The organism is Wenyingzhuangia sp. IMCC45533 (assembly GCF_054111225.1).
This window is the reverse complement of sequence record NZ_CM134197.1, coordinates 2,192,724-2,213,389: the sequence shown is the minus strand read 5'-3', so window position 1 is coordinate 2,213,389 and position 20,666 is coordinate 2,192,724. Positions and strand designations below refer to the sequence as shown.

The 20,666-nt window shown below is 33.2% G+C and carries 24 protein-coding genes and 1 tRNA gene; 18 read left to right on the top strand and 7 right to left on the bottom strand.

The genetic code is table 11. The annotated features are described in order from the left end of the window. Position 1: 1 nt before the first annotated feature. Complete coding sequence (locus tag ACXGQW_RS09820) at positions 2 to 418, bottom strand: MarR family winged helix-turn-helix transcriptional regulator (protein ID WP_457822406.1); 417 nt, start codon at positions 416 to 418, stop codon at positions 2 to 4. A gap of 212 nt (positions 419 to 630) precedes the next feature. On the opposite strand from ACXGQW_RS09820, the gene ACXGQW_RS09815 reads away from it, so the two are divergent. From ACXGQW_RS09815 to ACXGQW_RS09775, 9 genes are all read left to right on the top strand, one after another. Beyond that, positions 631 to 1,623 (top strand): outer membrane beta-barrel protein, encoded by a 993-nt coding sequence (locus tag ACXGQW_RS09815; RefSeq protein ID WP_457822405.1) that lies wholly within the window; start codon positions 631 to 633, stop codon positions 1,621 to 1,623. Positions 1,624 to 1,711: 88 nt separating this feature from the next. Beyond that, positions 1,712 to 2,050: a P-II family nitrogen regulator gene (locus ACXGQW_RS09810; protein WP_457822403.1), complete on the top strand. Its 339-nt coding sequence runs from the start codon at positions 1,712 to 1,714 to the stop codon at positions 2,048 to 2,050. A 37-nt stretch (positions 2,051 to 2,087) separates the two neighbouring features. Then, the gene (locus ACXGQW_RS09805) at positions 2,088 to 3,317 is read left to right on the top strand and encodes an ammonium transporter (RefSeq protein ID WP_457822401.1); all 1,230 of its coding nucleotides are present in this window, start codon (positions 2,088 to 2,090) and stop codon (positions 3,315 to 3,317) included. A 108-nt stretch (positions 3,318 to 3,425) separates the two neighbouring features. Then, positions 3,426 to 3,764, top strand: coding sequence for a P-II family nitrogen regulator (locus ACXGQW_RS09800; protein ID WP_457822399.1), 339 nt, complete (start codon positions 3,426 to 3,428; stop codon positions 3,762 to 3,764). Positions 3,765 to 4,072: 308 nt separating this feature from the next. Continuing rightward, a complete protein-coding gene (locus ACXGQW_RS09795; RefSeq protein WP_457822397.1) occupies positions 4,073 to 4,489 on the top strand; it encodes a P-II family nitrogen regulator in 417 nt (138 codons plus the stop codon). Positions 4,490 to 4,529: 40 nt separating this feature from the next. Continuing rightward, a complete protein-coding gene (locus ACXGQW_RS09790) occupies positions 4,530 to 4,700 on the top strand; it encodes a hypothetical protein (RefSeq protein WP_457822395.1) in 171 nt (56 codons plus the stop codon). Positions 4,701 to 4,719: 19 nt separating this feature from the next. Continuing rightward, complete coding sequence (locus ACXGQW_RS09785) at positions 4,720 to 5,031, top strand: roadblock/LC7 domain-containing protein (protein WP_457822393.1); 312 nt, start codon at positions 4,720 to 4,722, stop codon at positions 5,029 to 5,031. 16 nt (positions 5,032 to 5,047) lie between these two features. Further along, positions 5,048 to 5,422 carry a hypothetical protein gene (locus ACXGQW_RS09780; protein ID WP_457822391.1) on the top strand — a complete coding sequence of 125 codons (375 nt, stop codon included), beginning with the start codon at positions 5,048 to 5,050 and terminating at the stop codon, positions 5,420 to 5,422. 377 nt (positions 5,423 to 5,799) lie between these two features. Next, positions 5,800 to 7,002: an IS256 family transposase gene (locus ACXGQW_RS09775; protein ID WP_457821478.1), complete on the top strand. Its 1,203-nt coding sequence runs from the start codon at positions 5,800 to 5,802 to the stop codon at positions 7,000 to 7,002. Positions 7,003 to 7,066: 64 nt separating this feature from the next. Here ACXGQW_RS09775 and recR read toward each other — a convergent pair whose 3' ends face one another. Continuing rightward, positions 7,067 to 7,684, bottom strand: coding sequence for a recombination mediator RecR (recR, locus tag ACXGQW_RS09770; protein WP_457822389.1), 618 nt, complete (start codon positions 7,682 to 7,684; stop codon positions 7,067 to 7,069). Between the two features lie 74 nt (positions 7,685 to 7,758). Here recR and ACXGQW_RS09765 point away from each other — a divergent pair, with 74 nt between their 5' ends. The 6 genes from ACXGQW_RS09765 to ACXGQW_RS09740 are packed head-to-tail and all read left to right on the top strand — an operon-like array spanning position 7,759 to position 12,521. Further along, positions 7,759 to 9,222, top strand: coding sequence for a sodium:solute symporter (locus ACXGQW_RS09765; RefSeq protein WP_457822387.1), 1,464 nt, complete (start codon positions 7,759 to 7,761; stop codon positions 9,220 to 9,222). Continuing rightward, a complete protein-coding gene (pdxH, locus tag ACXGQW_RS09760; protein WP_457822385.1) occupies positions 9,215 to 9,862 on the top strand; it encodes a pyridoxamine 5'-phosphate oxidase in 648 nt (215 codons plus the stop codon). The genes ACXGQW_RS09765 and pdxH overlap by 8 nt, the downstream gene beginning before the upstream one ends. 18 nt (positions 9,863 to 9,880) lie before the next feature. Beyond that, positions 9,881 to 10,369 carry a SixA phosphatase family protein gene (locus ACXGQW_RS09755; protein WP_457822383.1) on the top strand — a complete coding sequence of 163 codons (489 nt, stop codon included), beginning with the start codon at positions 9,881 to 9,883 and terminating at the stop codon, positions 10,367 to 10,369. Between the two features lie 39 nt (positions 10,370 to 10,408). Beyond that, positions 10,409 to 11,308: a Ppx/GppA phosphatase family protein gene (locus tag ACXGQW_RS09750; RefSeq protein ID WP_457822381.1), complete on the top strand. Its 900-nt coding sequence runs from the start codon at positions 10,409 to 10,411 to the stop codon at positions 11,306 to 11,308. Between the two features lie 46 nt (positions 11,309 to 11,354). Next, entirely contained in the window at positions 11,355 to 12,053 is a 699-nt protein-coding gene (locus tag ACXGQW_RS09745) for a peptidylprolyl isomerase (protein WP_457822379.1), read from the top strand. 6 nt (positions 12,054 to 12,059) lie between these two features. Further along, positions 12,060 to 12,521: a DUF6428 family protein gene (locus ACXGQW_RS09740; protein WP_457822377.1), complete on the top strand. Its 462-nt coding sequence runs from the start codon at positions 12,060 to 12,062 to the stop codon at positions 12,519 to 12,521. Positions 12,522 to 12,596: 75 nt separating this feature from the next. Here ACXGQW_RS09740 and ACXGQW_RS09735 read toward each other — a convergent pair whose 3' ends face one another. Continuing rightward, positions 12,597 to 12,758, bottom strand: coding sequence for a hypothetical protein (locus tag ACXGQW_RS09735; RefSeq protein ID WP_457822375.1), 162 nt, complete (start codon positions 12,756 to 12,758; stop codon positions 12,597 to 12,599). An 86-nt stretch (positions 12,759 to 12,844) separates the two neighbouring features. Next, positions 12,845 to 14,164: an aspartate kinase gene (locus ACXGQW_RS09730; RefSeq protein ID WP_457822373.1), complete on the bottom strand. Its 1,320-nt coding sequence runs from the start codon at positions 14,162 to 14,164 to the stop codon at positions 12,845 to 12,847. Positions 14,165 to 14,311: 147 nt separating this feature from the next. Between ACXGQW_RS09730 and ACXGQW_RS09725 the strand changes: the two genes are divergently transcribed. Next, positions 14,312 to 14,971 (top strand): hypothetical protein, encoded by a 660-nt coding sequence (locus ACXGQW_RS09725; protein WP_457822371.1) that lies wholly within the window; start codon positions 14,312 to 14,314, stop codon positions 14,969 to 14,971. A 216-nt stretch (positions 14,972 to 15,187) separates the two neighbouring features. On the opposite strand, the gene ACXGQW_RS09720 is transcribed toward ACXGQW_RS09725, so the two are convergent. The 3 genes from ACXGQW_RS09720 to ACXGQW_RS09710 are packed head-to-tail and all read right to left on the bottom strand — an operon-like array spanning position 15,188 to position 18,575. Beyond that, complete coding sequence (locus ACXGQW_RS09720; RefSeq protein WP_457822369.1) at positions 15,188 to 16,549, bottom strand: hypothetical protein; 1,362 nt, start codon at positions 16,547 to 16,549, stop codon at positions 15,188 to 15,190. 15 nt (positions 16,550 to 16,564) lie between these two features. Further along, positions 16,565 to 17,848 carry a hypothetical protein gene (locus ACXGQW_RS09715; protein WP_457822368.1) on the bottom strand — a complete coding sequence of 428 codons (1,284 nt, stop codon included), beginning with the start codon at positions 17,846 to 17,848 and terminating at the stop codon, positions 16,565 to 16,567. Then, positions 17,829 to 18,575 (bottom strand): type III pantothenate kinase, encoded by a 747-nt coding sequence (locus ACXGQW_RS09710; RefSeq protein WP_457822366.1) that lies wholly within the window; start codon positions 18,573 to 18,575, stop codon positions 17,829 to 17,831. The genes ACXGQW_RS09715 and ACXGQW_RS09710 overlap by 20 nt, the downstream gene beginning before the upstream one ends. 100 nt (positions 18,576 to 18,675) lie before the next feature. Here ACXGQW_RS09710 and ACXGQW_RS09705 point away from each other — a divergent pair. Both ACXGQW_RS09705 and ACXGQW_RS09700 read left to right on the top strand, forming a co-directional pair. Next, positions 18,676 to 18,751, top strand: a tRNA-Phe gene (locus tag ACXGQW_RS09705). Between the two features lie 227 nt (positions 18,752 to 18,978). Further along, a complete protein-coding gene (locus ACXGQW_RS09700; protein WP_457822364.1) occupies positions 18,979 to 20,616 on the top strand; it encodes a choice-of-anchor I family protein in 1,638 nt (545 codons plus the stop codon). Positions 20,617 to 20,666 lie beyond the last annotated feature (50 nt).

The following is a 20,666-nucleotide window of genomic DNA, read 5'->3' as shown; positions in this document are numbered from 1 at the left end:
TTTATTTTATTTTACTAAGCAATTCTATAAGTTTGAGTAACTCCTCTTTATTCAAATTTTCTACGATCTTTTTTTCATAATCAATTAAAGCCTGATCAATTCCTGCCAATAATCCCAATCCCTTATCCGTGATACCAATCTCAACCTTTCGTCTATTATCTTCACATATCTTACGCTCCAACAGTTCTTTTTTTCTAAGCTTTTCTACCAACCTAGTGGTATTACTCATTTTGTGAATCATATGTTGCTGTAAAACAAACAAATTAACTGGTAAACCATCTTGACCTCTAAGAATGCGTAAAATATTATACTGCTGCACCGTTAGGTCATATGTTTTAAAAAATAAATTTAATTGCTCAACAATTGAGCCTCCCTTGGTCATCAATTTAATTACAGCTGTATTGTGAATGTTCAGCACTTATTTAGCAGTTTTAATAATTGTTAATACAACAAATGTATATACAATAAAAAGAAAAAACAACACAAATTTTACTTTTTTTAATTAACAATTGGTTTATAAATAAAGGGCTTACGTATCAAACTGCGAAAAAGCAGGTAGTTTTTTCTTGCGTGATACGTATTAATACGTAGCTTTGTCTGAGATAAAACTTAAAAACAAAAAACTTTATCATGAAAAAAATTATTTTATCTGCATTAATGTTAACAGGAGTGTTAACTTTTGCACAAGACGGAAAATTAACTGTTTCTGGATCAGTAGATGTTTACGGAACTACTAACCTAGGTGATGGTGAATCTGGAGTTCCTGGTTTATTAATTGATGATCCTTTAGTAGGAGGAGCTGAAAGTTTTGGTATCGGTATGGCAAATACTGTTTTTTCTTACGAAATGGAAAAATCTGGTATGGTTGCTGACTTAGCTTTTGGACCAAGAGCTGCAGATGCTGCAGGTTTTATGGATATCGTAAATCAATTGTATGCTTATTACAACGTAAACGACAAGTTAACTTTAACTGCTGGACAGTTTAATACCTTCTTAGGATACGAAGTAATTTCTCCTGTAGCGAACTTTAATTACACTGTATCTTATTTATTTAACGAAGGGCCATTCTCACACATTGGAGTAAAGGCTGACTATGCTGCAAGCGAAGATTTATCTTTGATGTTAGCAGTTACAAATCCTCATGGTGACTTTGGTAACGGAGTTGGTAATGGAGATTTACAAGTTGGTGGACAAATTGGTTACAAAGGTCAATTCTTAAACTTAATCTATGGTAACGACGGATCTGGAGCTGATGACGCATTTTATATTGACTACACAGGAGGTTTTGATTTATCTGAGACTTTTTACTTAGGAATTAACGCTGCATATGCAGAAACTGAAGATAGTGGAGCAGACAAAACATATAGTGGGGTTGCCTTGTACTTACAGAACGCATTCTCAGATGCTTTTTCTTTAGGATTGAGACCAGAATTATTTAAAAGAGAAGTTGGTAATGCAGATCAAGAGGTATTCGCTTTAACTTTAACAGGAAACTATATGTTAACTGAAAACTTAAAGTTTACAACCGAAGTAAGATATGATTCATCTGATGACCAAGCTATCGAAGCAACTACAGAAGATAATACTTTAACTGCTACTATGGCTGCTATTTACTCTTTCTAATTATTAGAAAAGTTTAAAAAATCATCTGGCAAAGTGTGAACTTTGCCAGATAACAAAATATATTCAACCTAAATTTAAACTTTCAATTATGAAAAAAATCGAAGCAATCATCAGAAAATCCAAATTTTCTGAGGTAAAAGAAGCTTTACACGAAGTGGGTGTTAACTTCTTCTCTTACTGGGACGTAACAGGATTAGGAAACGAAAAAGTGGGAAAAGTATACCGTGGAGTATCTTTCAGCACTAACGACATCCAAAGACGTCACTTGTCAATTATTGTTAATAATGACTTTGAACAAATTACAATTGATACTTTATTGAAAACTGCCTCTACAGGAGAAGTTGGAGACGGAAAAGTATTCGTATCTGACGTAACAGAAACCTACCGTATCCGTACAGGAGAAAAAGGAGGAGAAACTTTAAAATAAGAAATAAACTAAACTTACAAATTAAATTATAAAAATTATGGATACAAGTGCAATTTTGGGGGCTCTTTGGATTGTAATAGCAGGAATCTTAGTGTTCTTTATGCAAGCAGGATTTACCCTAGTAGAAGTAGGATTTACTCGTTCTAAGAACGCAGGAAATATTATCATGAAAAACTTAATGGACTTAATTGTAGGTTCTCTTGGGTTTTGGGCTGTTGGTTACTCACTTATGTATGGTAGTGACTTAATTGCTGGAGGTTACTTAGGAAGAATAAGTCCTTCTGAACAAGGGTACCTTTTCTTTAGCGCAGATGATTACTACAACTTATTTTTCCAAACTGTGTTTGCTGCGACTGCTGCAACTATCGTTTCTGGAGCTGTAGCTGGTAGAACTAAATTTACTGCATACATTATCTTTTCATTAATCGTAACTACTGTTATCTATCCTATATCAGGAAGCTGGTATTGGCCATTTGACGACAATGCTTGGTTAAACAACTTAGGATTTGTAGATTTTGCTGGTTCTTCTGTAGTTCACGCTGTTGGTGGTTGGGCTGCTTTAATTGGAGCTAAATTAGTAGGACCAAGAATTGGAAAATATAAAAATGGTGTTTCTCAAGCTATCCCAGGACACAACATTGTGTACGGAGCATTAGGTGTTTTAATCTTATGGTTAGGATGGTTCGGATTCAACGGAGGTTCTCAATTAGCTTTCGGATCTGAAGAAGATGTAATTGCTGTGGGTTCTGTATTAATTAATACAAACTTAGCTGCTGCTTCAGGTGCTGCTGCTGCATTATTCTACACATGGTTACGTTACGGACAACCAGATATTTCTATGACATTAAACGGAGCTTTAGCTGGTTTAGTAACTATTACTGCTGGATGTGCTGCTGTTACTGCTGGATCTGCTGCAATCATGGGATTGATTGGTGGTGTATTAGTTGTAATCGCTATTACTTTTATTGACGAAAAATTAAAAATTGATGATCCAGTAGGTGCTGTTTCTGTACACGGAGTTTGTGGTACATTAGGTACTATCTTAGTAGGTGTATTTGCAACTGAAGGTGGATTAATCAACGGTGGTGGAGCTGCTTTGTTAGGAGTTCAAACTATTGGAGCATTATCTTACGCTGGATGGGCTGTAGTTACAGCATTAATCGTTTTCTCTATCATAAAAGCAACTGTAGGTTTAAGAGTTTCTGAAAAGGAAGAAATCGAAGGTTTAGATAAAGCTGAACACGGTATTGGTGTATACAATGACTAAAAACTTTTTTTAAGTTTATATTCTAAAAGAGCCTAATTCATTAATTGAATTAGGCTCTTTTTTTTTAGAACAAATTCACTATCTTTAAATATCTAAAAGATTTTAATTATGAAAAAAATAGAAGCAATTATAAGAAAATCAAAGTTTTCGGAAGTTAAAGAGGCACTTCACTCCGTTGGCGTTAACTTTTTTTCTTATTGGGATGTTACAGCATTAGGTAACGAGAAAGTTGGTAAAGTATATCGTGGTATTTCCTTTAGTACAGCAGATATTCAAAGGAGATACTTATCAATCATTGTGAACGATGATTTTGAGGAAAAAACCATCGAAACCATTTTAAAATCTGCTGCTACTGGTGAGGTTGGTGATGGTAAAGTATTCGTTAGCGATGTTAAAGAAACTTACCGAATTCGAACTGGTGAAAAAGGACATGATACATTAAAGTAACATTTCTGTTAAATTCAGTTGAAAGCACGTAATACCGTTGGTATTACGTGCTTTTTTTGCCTGTTACCAAACCATAATAATTCTATAGTTTTTATGTAAATAAACAGGTTGTTGTTTCCGAAATAAACCATTTAAGACACTTATAAACAGTAATTTAAAACTAATAAAAATAAAGAAACAAATTACGTACTAAAATTTAACGTTGATTCTCTAATATGTTAAATACTAACAAATGACAACGAAATTTAAGTTAACTGATACTTAAGTAAAGATTAATAAATTAAATTTGCCAAAATAAATTTATTAGCATGAAAAAAATTGAAGCAATCATTAGAGAATCAAAATTTGATGATGTTAAAAAAAGTCTGGAAGAGGTAGGTATTGTTGCTTATTCATTTTGGGAGGTAACTGCTTTAAGTAGACAAAAACAGGGAGGACATAAATACAGAGGTGTTGAGGTAAAGGCAGCTGACCTTAAAAGAGTATTTATTTCTGTTGTGATTAATGATGGTGGTGAAGATATTGTAGTAAAGAAAATTTTAGAATCTGCTGCTACAGGTGAAGTAGGTGATGGTAAAATATTTATATATGACGTAAATAACGCTTACAGAATTAGAACCGGTGAAATGGGAACTAAAATATTAAAAGCGTTTGCAGAAACCTTGAAGTCTAGCAAGGCAAAAGCTTCTGATAAAATGAAGAGTTTTTACGACAAATTTAAGTAATAGATAGCGTATTATCTATCTTTAAATATAATCTATATACATGTTAGGATTAAAGACCAAAAAATTATCTAGTATTCTGGCCTTAGAAATGGATTTATTTAGACATCTTTCCTTTAAAAGCGGAGAGGTTGATTTGAAAACTTATAAAGAAATTGAAAAGTCTTATATTTTAAAAATTGACAAAGAAAGAAAAAAATTAAACTTGTGGTAATTCACACTTCATTATTCTTATGCAGATAAATCAAATTAAAAATATTGATGGTGTAGAGGCTGTTTTAACAACAGATCTTGCAGGTAATATTTTGCAATCCACGACTTTTCCTTACGAACAAAACGTGGCTCTGATGGCTCAAAACCTATATGCCAAAGCTAATATCTTTGTAAAAGATTTTGTGAATCAATACATGGAGCAACTTGTGTTTAGGTTTAAGACCGGTTTTGTGATGATTACCAAAACGGATGACGAGAAAATAATATTGATTCTTTCCTCCAACAAAGCAAACTTAGGTATGCTTTTAAAATTAACCAACGAAAACAACTAAACAACAATTTATAATTATGACAAACGAATTAAACGAATTTAAAGAGGGTATCGTAAAAGATATGAGTGGATTGATCGCATTCAGTATCACAGAAATTGAAACTGGAGTTTCTTATATTTCACATTCTAATGATTCTAGTTTTGATGTTGAAATTATGGCATCTTATAACTTAGAAGTTCTTAAAGCTCAAGTAAAAGCTGTAAAAGCTCTAGAAATTCAAGAAAAAATAGAAGATATCTTAGTGACGTTTGAGAATCAAATTCACATTGTAGATATTTCTGAGGATGCAAGCTATTTTATTTACTTGGCTGTTGATTCTTCTAAGAATAATTTAGGGATGACGAGATCTATTCTTAAAAAACACAAATCTGCATTGAAAGATGTTATCTAACCAATAACGCATTCTGTTTGATATGAATACTAATTAAAACTGTTTTGTATCAAAACTTATAAATAAACACATGGTAGTTCTATCGTGTGTTTTTTGCTTTTTATGATTATTGTTGATAAAACACCTATTAAACAAAGAACACATATTTATGACAACAACCTTAACAACTGTGAAAGTGTCAAAAATACTGAGCTATTTAGGTACCAATCAGTTTCTTAGTGAGAATTTTGTTTTATTTTGATTTTTAAAAGCTATGAAAAAAATTGAGCATAGGATGAAAATTCGGTAGTGTCCAAAAAACTGTGTAAACAGAAATTAGGCGGGGTTTTAAAACCCCGCCTAATTTTTTGATTAATTTTATAACACACAGTTTTATTATGGATGATTTAAAAAATCAATTTTTACAAAGTGGTCTATTAAAAGGCCTAAAAACAGAAGACGATTTAAGTAATTTATTGAATGAATTACACAGTGCCGCTTTAGAAGCTATGCTTCAAGGAGAGATGGATGCTCATTTAGGCTATCCCAAAAATGGTAAACGCAGCAACACTAATGCTCGCAATGGTAGCACTACAAAAAAAGTAAAGAACCGCCTCGGTCAAAGCGAGATTAAAGTTCCACGTGATCGCAATAGTGATTTTGAACCTGTTGTGGTTCCTAAACACAAAAGCACTTCACTGTCTATAGAAAATATCGTAATCTCGCTTTATGCAAAAGGTATGAGTGTTTCTGATATTGAAGATGAACTTTATCAAATTTATGGCTATAAGCTCTCCACATCATCTATATCTATCATCACAGACAGAATCAATCAAGAAGTATTAGAATGGCAAAACAAGCCTTTAGAGTCTGTTTATTGCGTAGTTTGGATGGATGGAATTGTATTTAAAGTTCGTCAAGGAGGAAAGGTTGTTAACAAAACTATTTACTTAGCCGTAGGGCTCAACAGAGAAGGCCACAAAGAACTTTTAGGAATGTGGTTAGGAATGAATGAATCTGCCGCTTTTTGGCAAGGAGTACTTACTGATTTAAAGGCTAGAGGGGTTGAAGATATTTTGGTAACTGTTACCGATAATCTCAACGGATTTACACAATCCATTAAAAATGTGTTTCCAACAGCAGATACTCAAATCTGTGTGGTTCATCAAATTCGTAATAGTGCACGTTATGTGGTTTGGAAAGACAAAAAAGCTTTTACAGGAGATATGAAGCATATTTACAATGCTCCTAATAAAGAAATGGCTAAAGCCGAATTAGACCAGTTTGCTGAAAAATGGAATGATAAATATCCTTATGCAGTACAATCTTGGCGTAACAATTGGGAGGAACTTACCGTGTTCTTTGATTTCCCTTTAGAAATCAGAAAAATAATTTACACTACCAATCTAATTGAAAATCTTAATGGCAAAATTAGAAAATACACTAAAAACAAAATGAGCTTCCCAACAGACGATGCCTTGAAAAAATCAGTTTATTTATCTTTGATGCAAATTACTAAGAAATGGACCCAGCCAATTCACAATTGGGGACTAATTCTTAACCAGTTCTTAACTATATTTGAAAAAAGGGTTCAGCTTTAAAAAAGTTAAACCCCGTAGAATTTTTGTTTACACAAAATATTGGATACTGTCGAAAATTCCTTACCTATTGCCTTAGAGAAGTCTCAAACGGAATTCTGTTCAATATACTTCTACCCAACGTTACCTCATCCGCGTATTCTAACTCATCCCCTACCGAAATTCCTCTGGCAATCGCAGAGATTTTTACATTCAAATCTTTAACTTGTTTATATATGTAAAAATTGGTAGTATCCCCTTCCATTGTAGAACTTAAAGCAAAAACTAACTCCTTAATAGTACCTTGTTTCACTTTATCAACCAAAGTATCTATTTTTAAATTGTTAGGACCTATACCCTCCATCGGAGATATTTTTCCTCCCAATACATGATACACACCCCTAAATTGCGCTGTATTTTCAATAGCCATTACATCCCTTACATCCTCAACCACGCAAACTATGGTATCATCTCTTTTAACGCTAGAACATATTTCGCATAATTCTACATCAGAAATATTATGACATTGTTTGCACAATTTAATATCGTTTACCAAATTGTCCAAAGCTCTTGTTAAATAACTTGTTTGTTCTTTAGGCTGCCTTAATAAATGCAAAACCAAGCGTAACGCTGTTCTTTTACCAATACCAGGCAGTTGAGATACCTCGTTTACTGCGCTTTCTAAAAGTTTAGATGAAAAATCCATAAGGCACAAATGTAATGATATACCGTATTAGATTAAAAAAAATATTTAATTTGTACTCATCTTAAATACGTCTAATGACTCCAACAACAATAGCACTAATCATAGGAATTTACTTTATTGTTCTGTTTTTAATTTCTGTTTTTACTAGCAAAGAAAACAATAACGATAGTTTTTTCAAAGCTAACAAAAAGGCTCCGTGGTACATTGTTGCTTTTGGTATGATTGGAGCTTCTTTGTCTGGAGTTACCTTTATTTCTGTCCCTGGTTGGGTTGCCACCAATCAGTTTAGCTATATGCAAGTGGTGTTGGGTTATTTTTTGGGATACTTGGTTATAGCCTATCTATTACTGCCTATTTATTATAAATATAACATCACCTCTATCTACGGATATTTAGAACAACGCTTCGGAAAAAATAGTCATAAAGTAGGGGCCGCTTCTTTTTTACTTTCTAGAATTTTGGGGGCATCGTTCAGATTATACCTCGTAGCAACAGTATTACAATTTTTTATTTTTGATGCTTGGGACGTACGTTTTGAATTCACCGTAATTTTTTCTGTGCTACTTATATGGATTTACACTTTTAAAGGAGGTATTAAAACTATTATTTGGACGGATACGCTACAAACACTTTTTATGTTGATTGCGTTGTTTTTTGTAGGAGCAATATTATTAGATAAGCTTGATACAAATATTATTCATTTTATACAATCAAACGAATACAAACAATACGGTAAAGTTTTTTTTACAGAAGATATATCTGATAATAAATACTGGCTTAAATCTATTTTGGGAGGAGCTTTTATAGCCATTGCCATGACGGGGTTAGACCAAGATATGATGCAAAAAAACTTGGCTTGTAAAAACGTTAAAGAAGCTCAATGGAATATGCTGTCTTTGGCACCCTCGCTTATCATAATTAACTTTCTGTTTTTAATCTTAGGAGCTTTAATTTTTACTTATGCGCAAAAAGAAAATATTCAAATTCCAATAGTAGACAGCAAAGTAAAGACAGATTTATTGTTTCCGGAAGTTGCCCTTAATGGTGGATTGGGAATTACAGCTGCTATCTTGTTTGTTTTAGGACTTGTTGCAGCAGCATACTCTAGTGCCGATAGTGCCTTAACCTCTTTAACCACCTCTTTCTGTATCGATTTTCTAAATATCGAATCCAAAAGTGCTAAAAATCAAGAAAAGATTAGAAAACAAACTCACGTATACATGTCTATCGCGTTGGTTGTTGTGATTATTTCTTTTAAATATGTTTTAAATGATAATGTAATTAGCAACTTGCTAAAAGTAGCTTCTTTTACCTATGGTCCTCTATTAGGTTTGTTCGCTTTCGGTATTTTTACCAAGCACAAAATCAGAGACAATTGGGTGTTATTTATAGCTATTCTTGCTATAATTTTTACTTATTTTACAAACAAATACAGTCCAATTCTTTTTGATGGATTTAAGTTTGGATACGAACTTTTAATCATCAATGGAACGTTCACATTTCTAGGACTTTGTATCATTAGAGATAACAATGAATAAAGATTTAAGTAATTATAGGAAGACTTATCAAAAAAACGAATTGTTAGAATCTAACATTCCTGATGCTCCTATTGAACTTTTTAAAGAATGGTTTCATCAGGCCGAAGAAAATAATACTAATTCGGAAACCAACGCGATGAATATTGCTAGCATTGGTTTAGACGGTTTTCCTAAAAGTAGAATTGTTTTGCTAAAAAGATTTACTTGGGAAGGGTTTATTTTTTATACCAACTACCATAGCGAAAAAGGACAAGCTATAGCAAAAAACCCTCATGTATGTGCCTCTTTTTTTTGGGAACAGCAAGAAAGACAGGTGATTATAAAAGGTAAAGTTGAAAAAATAGCAGAAAATTTATCCGATGGGTATTTTGATAGCAGACCCGAAGGAAGCAAACTTGGAGCATGGGCTTCTAACCAAAGTGAGGTCGTCGCTTCTAGAACTGAACTTAATGAACAATTAAACAAGATAACCGATAAATTTAAAAATAAAGAAATAACTAGACCTAAACATTGGGGAGGATATATTATCAAACCAATTTCTATTGAATTTTGGCAGGGAAGACCTAATAGAATGCACGATAGAATACGATATACGTTACTCGAAAATTTTGAATGGAAAATTGAAAGATTAGCTCCATAAAATAACCCCAAATCAATCATGAAAACAATATATATAGTTAGACACGCAAAATCTTCGTGGGAATATGAAAGAATTGAAGATATCGATAGACCTCTTAAAAAAAGAGGAATCAAAGATTCTTACTTGATAGCCAATGTGTTAAAAAACAGTATATCTAAACCTGATACTTTTATATCTAGCTGCGCAAATAGAGCATTACATACTGGAATTATTTTTTGTAATGTTTTAGATTTTCCCATGGCAAATTTAAAAATTAGCAAATCTTTATATAGCTTTAGTGACGGCTATTTGGTAAAGACCATTATGGCATTAGATGATGCCTACAACTCTGCCATAGTTTTTAGCCACGACCACGGGATTAATACTTTTGTAAATTCTTATGGTAGCAAACACATAAAACACGTTCCTACTTGTGGAGTAATCGGTATACAATTTGATACTGAGCATTGGAAAAATATAAAATCTGGTAAAACCATTTTACAGGAATTTCCGAAGCATCACAAGTAATTTTTTATTTAATTCGAAAAGACAAAAAACAATTACACTTTGATTAAAATTAACAAGTACGCAGCCATTGATATAGGGTCTAATGCCGTTAGACTTTTAATTACGGATGTTATTGAAAAGGAAGACAGCAAGAATGTTAAATTTAAAAAAACTGCGTTAGTTCGTGTTCCTATACGTTTGGGAGAAGACACTTTTGTAAAAGGAAAAATTTCTGAAAGAAAAATAGCCAGACTAACGGATGCTATGAATGCTTTTCAGTTACTGATGAGTGTTCATGGAGTAGAGAAATATAAAGCTTGTGCTACCTCTGCTATGAGAGATGCTTCTAACGGAAAAGAACTCGTAGCGACCATTTTAGAAAAAACGGGAGTTAAGATTGATATTATAGATGGAAAAGTAGAAGCTAAAATTATTGCCACTACCGATTTGAGCGAGTTGTTAGACAGTAGCAAATCTTATTTATATGTAGATGTAGGTGGTGGAAGTACAGAAATGACCATCTACGAAAAAGGTAAGATTAGTCATTCCAAATCTTTTAAAATGGGAACGGTGAGAATGCTAAACCAAAAAGATTTACTAAAATCTGAGTGGAACGAAATGAAAGCTTGGGTAAAGAAACACACTCAAGACATTAAAAATATTTCGTTGATAGGATCTGGAGGAAACATCAATAAAATATATAAAATGTCTGGTAGAACAGATGGGTCTCCCTTATCATATATTTACATGAAAGCTAATTTTAAATATTTGAAAACGATGAGCTATACAGAACGTATTTCTGAGTTGAATTTAAATGAGGATAGAGCCGATGTAATTATACCCGCTACCAAAATATACTTATCTGCCATGAAATGGTCTGAGTCCAAAAAAATATACGTTCCAAAAATTGGACTGTCCGATGGAATTGTAAAAAGTTTGTATGCTGGTGTTATTGAATAAAAATATTCAATACAGCTGTAGGATAGCCTTACTTGCTTTATTTTTTATGGGTTGTACAAATCCTACTAAAAAAGAGGTTAATGCTCACAAGCATGTCTTAAAAAAGGAAATTAAGATAGTCAAGAAAAAAACATTGCAAGAAATTAAAGATTCTCTGCTAGCTACTATTCCTAAAAAAAAACTACTTGTTAAAGATGTGATCAATCACAAAAACGTTCGTAGTTTTTTTACTCAATATGGAAAAGAAAATCCAGAAACAAAGCTTCTTTTAAAAACCAGACTGGGGAACATACACATTACACTGTACAAAGAAACTCCGTTACACAGGGCTAGTTTTATTTACTTAATAAAAAACGGATACTATAACAAAACTTGCTTCCATAGAATTGTAAAAGATTTTATTATTCAAGGTGGATGGTCTGAAAAAGCGATTGTGGATACCTATAGAATTCAACTTAACAACTACAGATTGCCTTCCGAATTCAGAAAAGGTGTGGTTCACAAAAGAGGTTCCTTATCAGCGACAAGAAGATGGGTGAACAACCCTGATAAAAAATCAAATCCATTTGAGTTTTTCATCACGCAAACCAACGTTGACTGCTCTCACCTAAACTACGAACATACTGTATTTGGGCAAGTTACCAAGGGATTTGATGTAATAGATAAAATTGCGAGCGTAAAGCTAGATGGAAACACAGAATGGCCCGAAGTAGATGTAGATATAGCATTTGAAATACTAAAATAACCAATTATGAAATTATTAGATTTTAAAAACCAATTAACTCAGTTGAGTACCCTTAGTTTTGAATTACCTAACGGTGAATTAGTCCCAAGGCATTTCCATGTAACTGAAGTAGGTAAAATAACCAAACATTTTATAGACTGTGGAGGTGTCGAAAGAAAAGAAGAAGTAGTTAATTTTCAATTGTGGGAAGCAGATGATTACGACCATCGTTTGCACCCAGAAAAACTTTTAAATATTATAGAACTTTCCCAAAATAAGCTCAATATATCTGATTTGCCTATAGAAGTTGAATATCAAGGAGCTACTATAGGTAAATATGGAATTGAATTTAAAGATTCTCGCTTTGTGCTAACAAATACGCTAACAGCTTGTTTAGCCGAGGATGCTTGTGGTATTCCTGAAAAAAAGCCTAACATTAAAATTTCTGATATTCAAAATAGTTGCGCTCCTGGCTCTGGATGTTGCTAACTAGTAAAATCACTAAAAATAAAAAGCCCTAAATAAATTCTATTCAGGGCTTTTTGTATGATGATAAAACAGCTATTACTTCTGTTTTCTTGATTCTAACTTTAGCTTAATATTTTCTATTACAGTTCCTGTAATCCAATAAGGTACTACGAATGTTAATAAGAATATCAACAACCAAAAACCTGCAGTGAATACAAATAAGAATGCTAAAAAACCTGAGAATTGAGAAATATCCATTTTATTTTAATCTTTTGTTCGTGTGTTTGTACTTTGCAAAAATAAAACATTTTTTGCTTTTATCTCTACAAATTAAATAATTTCTTTTATTTAAAAACTCCGTTGTTTAACGCAACTAAAGCTTCTTTTTTATTCTCTGTATTGATTACTAAAGAGACATTGTAATTAGATCCTCCGTAAGATATCATGCGAATAGGAATATTAGATAAGCTATTAAATATAGCAGTACTAGATCCTGTTCGTTGTTCAGAAAAATCTCCCGCTAAACAAACAATACTTAAGTCTGTATCAATTTCAACAGACCCTATTTCTTTAAGCTCTGCGACAATTTGGTCTAAATGAGTGGTGTCATCAATAGTGATTGATACAGCTACCTCAGAGGTGGTAATCATATCAATAGAAGTTTTGTATTTTTCAAAAACTTCAAAGACCCCTTTTAAGAAACCATAAGCCATCAACATTCTAAAAGACTTAATCTTTATCGCTGTAATCCCATCTTTAGCTGCAATAGCTCTTACACCGTTGGGTACCTCACAATTTTTGATAATAGTCCCAGGAGCATCAGGCTCAAAAGTATTTTTTAATAGCACAGGAACATTTGCTTTTCTTGCTGGAATTACAGATTGCGGATGCAATATTTTCGCTCCAAAATAAGCCAACTCAGCCGCTTCATCAAAAGATATTTCTTTTAAAGAAAATGTATTCTCTACAAACCGAGGATCATTGTTATGCATTCCGTCAATGTCAGTCCAAATTTGAATTTCTTCTGCAAAAATAGCCGCACCAATTAAAGAAGCAGAATAGTCAGAACCACCTCTTTTTAAATTGTCAATCTCTCCTTTGTGACTGTTACAAATATATCCCTGAGTTACAAAAATTTCAACATCGTCATTGGCCGCTATAATCTTACCGTACTCTTCCGTAATTTTAGAAATTACAGGTTCGTTGGCTTCATCAATTTCCATAAAATCAAAAGCAGAAATTAATTTTGCTTTAGCTCCCACTTCTTTTAAGTGAAAATTGAACAAGTTCGTTGATAAAACTTCTCCTTGCGCAACAATATTTTTTTCTATTTGTGCTGATGAAATTTCAATACCAATGTGTTCTCTAATATATTCAAATCGATTAGAAACTAAAGCAATCGCTTCTTGTTGATGTCCTTGGTCACTTAACAACTCCTTAACAACCTCAACATACTTACCAATCAAATCATTAATTAAATCGTTGGCTTCTTCCTCTCGGTAACCAATAATATGATCTGCAACTTCGTGCAAAGAGTTGGTCGTTCCAGACATTGCAGATAACACCACCGTCTTTCTACCTGACACATTTCGTACTATATTAGCAACCTCTTTGATACTTTTTGGACTCCCTACAGAAGTTCCTCCAAATTTTAATACTTTCATAATAATCGTTTCTAGTTCTAGTTGTATTTTTTAGTAGCAAAACGTCTTTTGCAACTAAAAGCGCAAAGGTTTCATAAATGTGTTATTTGTACAAAAAAATAATAATATCTTTACATCTTGATACGAATTGTTAAAATTTGAACACGTATGAAAACCATACAAGAATCCGTAGAAGGAATCATTAGAAAAACACCTTTTTTAGAAGAGGCTTTGAACGATAAATTAATCAATGTTTCTTCATTGGCTAGGGTAATACAGCCTGACGTGGAAAATGATTTAAACAAAGAGGTGAAATCTGGAGCTATTATGATGGCTATCAACAGACTATCTCCTTCTAGTATTTTAAAAATAAGAAAGAACATCAAAAAAATTACGCTTACTTTAGGTGATTTTATTGTTCGTTCTGACTTGGGTAATTTTACGTACAAAAACACTCCTACTTTAATCAAACGCATATCCGATTTGATTAGAGAATTCGGTGAAGACAAAGATTATTTCTTTACCATCTCGCAAGGAATTTTTGAGACTAATATCATTACTAGTAAAAAACTTCACGACAAAATAGAAGATATTTTTAAAACGGAGCTTTTACTTTCGGCTTCTAAAGATTTGGCTTCTATTACCATAAAACTGCCCAAATCCAACTCTGAGCAATCTGGTATTTACTATTTTATTTTAAAACAATTGGCTTGGGCTGATATTCCTGTACAAGAAATTATATCTACCACTCACGAAATCACCATCGTTGTAAAAGAGGTTGATATCAATAAAACTTTTTCTATTCTAATAGATATGAAGAAAAATTAGAAAAGCCTTGTTTGTGGTATGCTGATGGGATAAACGTCATTTGATAAAAACCTCAACACTCTCACAAATATAGTCGAAATAAGAGATGTGAATAACGTGTGTCAATTACACGCCAAAACCATCACATTAACAAAGTATAGACACAAAAACAAACCCTGTAGATTTCTCTACAGGGTTTGTTTTTATAAATTCGATATATAATTACTAAGCCTAAATTTACGGAACTGTTACTGTTTCGTTTATCCAACATTTTATAGTGTAACTGTCTCCGGTTTTTACTCCAGATTCGTTGTTGAATATTAATTTTTTACTTGGTTGATTGGCTTTGTACGATTGAGCTAATTTAGAAGCATAAACCCCAATACTTGGATCGAGTCTAGACCCTTTTGAAGCATATTTTTCTGCTACTACGTAAACCATACGTTTTTCAAATTCATCTTTACCACATGAGTTTGCCGCACTAGCGTATGAGGTTGCAATTAAAGTGTACGCACGACCTAAATTAGGTTTTACAGCAATAGCCTTTTTGGCATAAGACACCGCCTTAGCATTTTGTCCTCTCTTCTTAAAAATAGTTGCTACTTTGTATAAGTTTCTCGCTTTTTTTGATGGATTTGTTTCTTGCTCTATTGCTTTTTCAAAATAAGAAATTGCTTTAGCCGTTTCTCCTTTGTCCATTAAAATACCCGCATATAAAACTGAAGCTTCTGGAGAAGGGTCAACCTCTTGGTATTGACCTACCAATTTAGCATATAGAGCATCTGTAGTACAATCTTTTTTAAACATACGATTGATCGCTCTCGTTAACCACTGCTTTTCTGTTTTATGCTCTTCAAATTGCTCTGAGTACAAAGGAATTAAATATTCACAAGTTGAAATCTCTTCTAACCTTTTGTCTAAAATTCCCTCTACTTGCCCTAAAGCTTTAGAGTTTTGACTACTTGCTTTTAATTTTCTTTGTTCAGAAGATATTAAAGTTTGTCCTGCATCTTCTTTTGCTTGTAACTCCTGCACGACTTCTAAATATCCTTCTACTTTTTTGTTGATTGCTTCTACCGTAACGTCATAAGTATTAAAAACCAACTGCAAGTTATTATCCTTATGTTTTTCTACAACTGCATTAAAGAAATAAATAATTGAACCTACTCCTAATTTTGTTGGGTCTATTTTAAAAGCTTGCTCGTAATGAGAATATATTTCTTCTTTATCTCCATCAATTTCTTTCAAAAAATCAGCATAATCACTATGAGCTTTTGCAGGGTTGTCGTTAGGGTAATATTCAAAACGCTTTTCGTACATTGATTTCCCTACCTCGGTAATTGCTTGCTTTTGCTCTGGAGTTCCTTTTTTTAATAATCTCTTGGTTAAATCACCTCCATACTTATAAATATTAGCTGTTAAATGAGGACTATTTTGTAAACACCAATCTAAGTTTTTGATAGCTGAATCGTAATTCTTTGTTTTAATATCAGTTTTTAACATATTGTAATGCAACGCAGCTTCTTGATTAGGAGCTTGAGCCATTAAAATAAAAACTGAAAATACAGTTGTAAATAATGTAATTAATTTTGTTTTCATTCTTTTGATTATTGTTTAGTCTATTACTCTTTTATTAAACCACTTGTCTGAAAGTGAAAAATTCACTCCAATGTTAAAATACTTTTCTTCGTATTTATTTTCTGAGAACTCACCCAACCTACCTAACTCAACAGAAATATTAGCGTAAGAAACTCTTTTCCCAACAGGTAGACCTAAACCAAAAGATATGCCAAGATTTTTTACGCTGTTGTTATTTAACGTCAAACCAGTTTTTTCATATTTGAACCCAGCTCTGTAATGAACCCTGTTTAAATAGTTTTTTAAAGCATATTTTTTTGGAATAATGTATCCCCCAAAACTTATCTTAGATTTTTTTTCGAAGTTAGCAGATAAATTTCCTTGACTTGCATTTGAAGCGTTTAAGGTTTCGTTAAATATATCCCCACTATACTCCAAAGCATCTTGGTTTTCGTAAGAAACTCCTGCAAACCAATGATTAGATTTTCCTAACCCTGCTCCTATTACAGACTTAAAAGGATTTTTTTCTGTTCCCTTCACACGCTCTTCTACTATATTTTGACCAGCAATAACTTGAAAATTGTTTTCCGTAGTTTCAACACCCAAAAACCTTGATGTTGTTCCTGTAGCATCTACATCATATCCAAAAACTCCATAAGCTCCAACTCTAGCCAAAATACCCTTAGGTAGCCACGTTTTATATTCCACTCCTAACTTAGCAGCTGTGGCAGTAGTATTATAATCAAAATCTCTAATTACAGATTGCTGTACACTCCTATCAGCTCTCCTTTTTTCTGTTCTTCCAAAATATTGGTTTAACTGCGCTCCTAAAGATAGTCCTTTATAGACCTCATACCCAAAACCAACATACACGTGATTTACAGTTCCGTTACCAAAATTATAAAAATCATCGTTTTGTACTTCAAATCCAACAGCAGAATCTACTCTTAAACCCAAAGCAAAACCACCTTTTTGTCCTAAAGGTACTCCGAAAGATATGTTAGAAATTGATATGGCCGAGCTACCAAACTCAGTATTTTGAGTCTGTACATCTGCATTTAACGACTGAAAAGACAATGAAAAAGAAGTGAGTTGTAAATTGCTTAACAAAGCAGGGTTTGCAATAGAAATAACTTCTTGAGTATTGTTGCTTACTACTGATAAATCCCCTTGTGCCCTTTCTGCTACAGTAGCTTCAGAAAACTTTACTCCCAATCCGTAATTTGATAATAATGAAGATACTTGTTGTTCTTGTGAAAATACTTTGACAGTCATTAATGTAACCAATACGATTAATAAACTATTTAAATTTTGTCTCATGTTTTAATTGGTAAATTAGCACCTCATTTAATCCTTCTAGCAAAAAATTAGGGTTGACAAATATGCTATTTTTTAATGGCTTACACAAGAAATTAGCATCCCCTCCAGTTAATATCGTATTAACTTTATCAAAATTTTGTTCATAGGTTTGAATAACGCCATTCATCTCAAACACCGTACCATTAAATACACCACTTTGCATAGCGTGCTTTGTGGTTTGTCCTATTAGGCTAACCCCTGAATCCTCAAGTTTTAATTTGGGTAATTTTTGTGTAAAATGAGACATCGCGTCAAGCCGCATTTGTACTCCTGAAGAAATTGCCCCTCCTAAATACTCACCCGCATCGTTTAAAAAGTCATAAGTAATACATGTCCCAGCATCAATTATCAATGTATTTTTCCCTCTGTACTTAACGTAAGCAGCCATTACCAAAGCAAGCCTATCAACTCCCAAAGTTTCGGGAGTTTGGTACAAGTTTTTAAACGGCAACGGAGTCGTGCTATCTAAGTTAAATTTTTGCGCAATGGGCAATTCATTATATATTTCAAGAGTTTTATCTGTTACAGATGATAATATGGCTGCCTCAAACTTATGCTTGCCACATAGTAAAAGATAGTGCTCCATAAAAGAATCGACATCCGATAATTGAATCTCAATTAGTTCTCTTTGATTGAAGACAGCTATTTTAATTCTTGTATTTCCTTCATCAATAACTAAATACATCATAGGGTCTATTTATTTTCAAATATACTTACATTTTTTTCTTCAAAAAGTTTGTAGAACTTAAAAAACCTCCTATATTTGCAACCGCTAACAAAGTAAGCATGGTGCCTTAGCTCAGTTGGTAGAGCAAAGGACTGAAAATCCTTGTGTCCCTGGTTCGATTCCTGGAGGCACCACCATAAAACCTCAACATTTATTTGTTGAGGTTTTTTTATGACTTCAATTTAAAAAATTAATCTACTAGCTATCAATCGATTAAATGTTAAATTAACAATTAAATGAGATTCTGTTAAACTTCTTAACATTAAACTATCATCTTCATAACCTTTCTATAGTTTTTAAATAACATCTATCCTGTTTCATTTCTGTTGATTTGTTATCACTTAAACAAACAAATTATTTTAACATGAAAAAAATACTTAAACCAATATTTTTAGCCGTATTGGGTTCTTTTACATTGCTTACTTCTTGTGATGATGACGTAATTAATGGTAAAGATGGAATTGATGGAATTGATGGAATAAACGGTAAAGATGGAGTTAACGGGAATCTCTCTTTATCAACTTTTGAAAAAATTGGAGCCTTTACTAATGGTGATGACGAAGCATTTGCCGAAATCTCTGCATTTGACCCTACCACCAAAAAGTTATTTATTACCAATGCTGAAGATGGAGTGATTTCCGTACTAGACCTGACAGACCCTACAAACCCCGTTAAAAAAAGTGATATAACATTACCTGGAGCTCCAAATTCTGTTGCTGTAAACAATGGAATTTTGGCTGTTGCTGTAGAAAACAACAACAAACAAGCCAACGGTACCATAGAAACTTACAATACCGATACACAGATAGCTGTTGCCTCGTACGCTGCGGGAGCGTTACCAGATATGGTTACTTTCTCTCCTAATGGTAAGTACCTAATTTCCGCAAATGAGGGAGAACCTAATAAAGCATATACTGTGGATCCAGAAGGATCTATTACCGTTGTAGAAGTTGCAACTGGTACTACCACCCAAGTTCCCTTTGCTGGGTTATCGAATCCAGGTAACGGTTTTAGAGTATTCGGACAAATACAAACTGAGGCCGGTGGTAATAATGCTATTCCGTCAACGCTTGAACAAGATGTAGAACCAGAATACATTGCTGTTTCAGAAGATTCTAAAACAGCCTACATAGCTTTACAAGAAAATAACGGTTTTGCTATTTTAGATTTAGAAACTAAATCTATTACAAAATTAGTAGGTCTAGGTACAAAGGACTACAGCAAACCAGGCAACGAAATTGATGCTTCTGACAAAGACGACAACGTTGGAAACCTAAAAAACTGGCCCGTACTGAGTTATTATATGCCAGATGCCATAGATTATTTTACATCTAACGGTGCTGGTTTTATTGTATCTGCAAACGAAGGTGATGCTAGGGAATATATTGATGACACCAATGATAACGAAGAATTAGACGATGACGAGTTTGGTTTTGTTTCAGAAACTAGAGTAAGTAAATTAAACTTAGATCCAACAGCGTATCCTAACGCTGACTGGCTTCAAGAAAAAGAAAATTTAGGTAGATTAAAAGCCACTACCGCTAATGGAGATACTGATAACGACGGAGATATCGACCAAATTTATGGTTATGGAGCGCGTTCTTTCTCTATTTGGAATGCTGAAGGGGCTTTAGTGTACGATTCTGGTTCTGAAATTGCTAGAAGAACGCTGGCCTTGGCTCCAAGTATTTTTAACAGAAACGGGGATGCAAAGACTGATAGTAGATCCGATGACAAAGGTGCAGAACCAGAGTCTGTAAAAGTACTTAAAGCAGGAGAAAACACACTTTTGTTTGTTGGATTAGAAAGAACTAGCGGAATTCTAGTTTATGATATAAACGATCCTTTAAATCCGCAGTTTGTAAAATGGCTTGAAGATTCTAATGATATTTCTCCAGAAGGATTAATCGTTATTAATAAAGAAGATAGCCCTACAGGTAACTATTTAATGATTGCCACTCACGAAGTTTCTAGCTCTATTGCTATTTATGAAATAAAATAAGTTAAACCACCAAAAACTAGAGGTTGTCTAAATTTTGTTTTGGACAACCT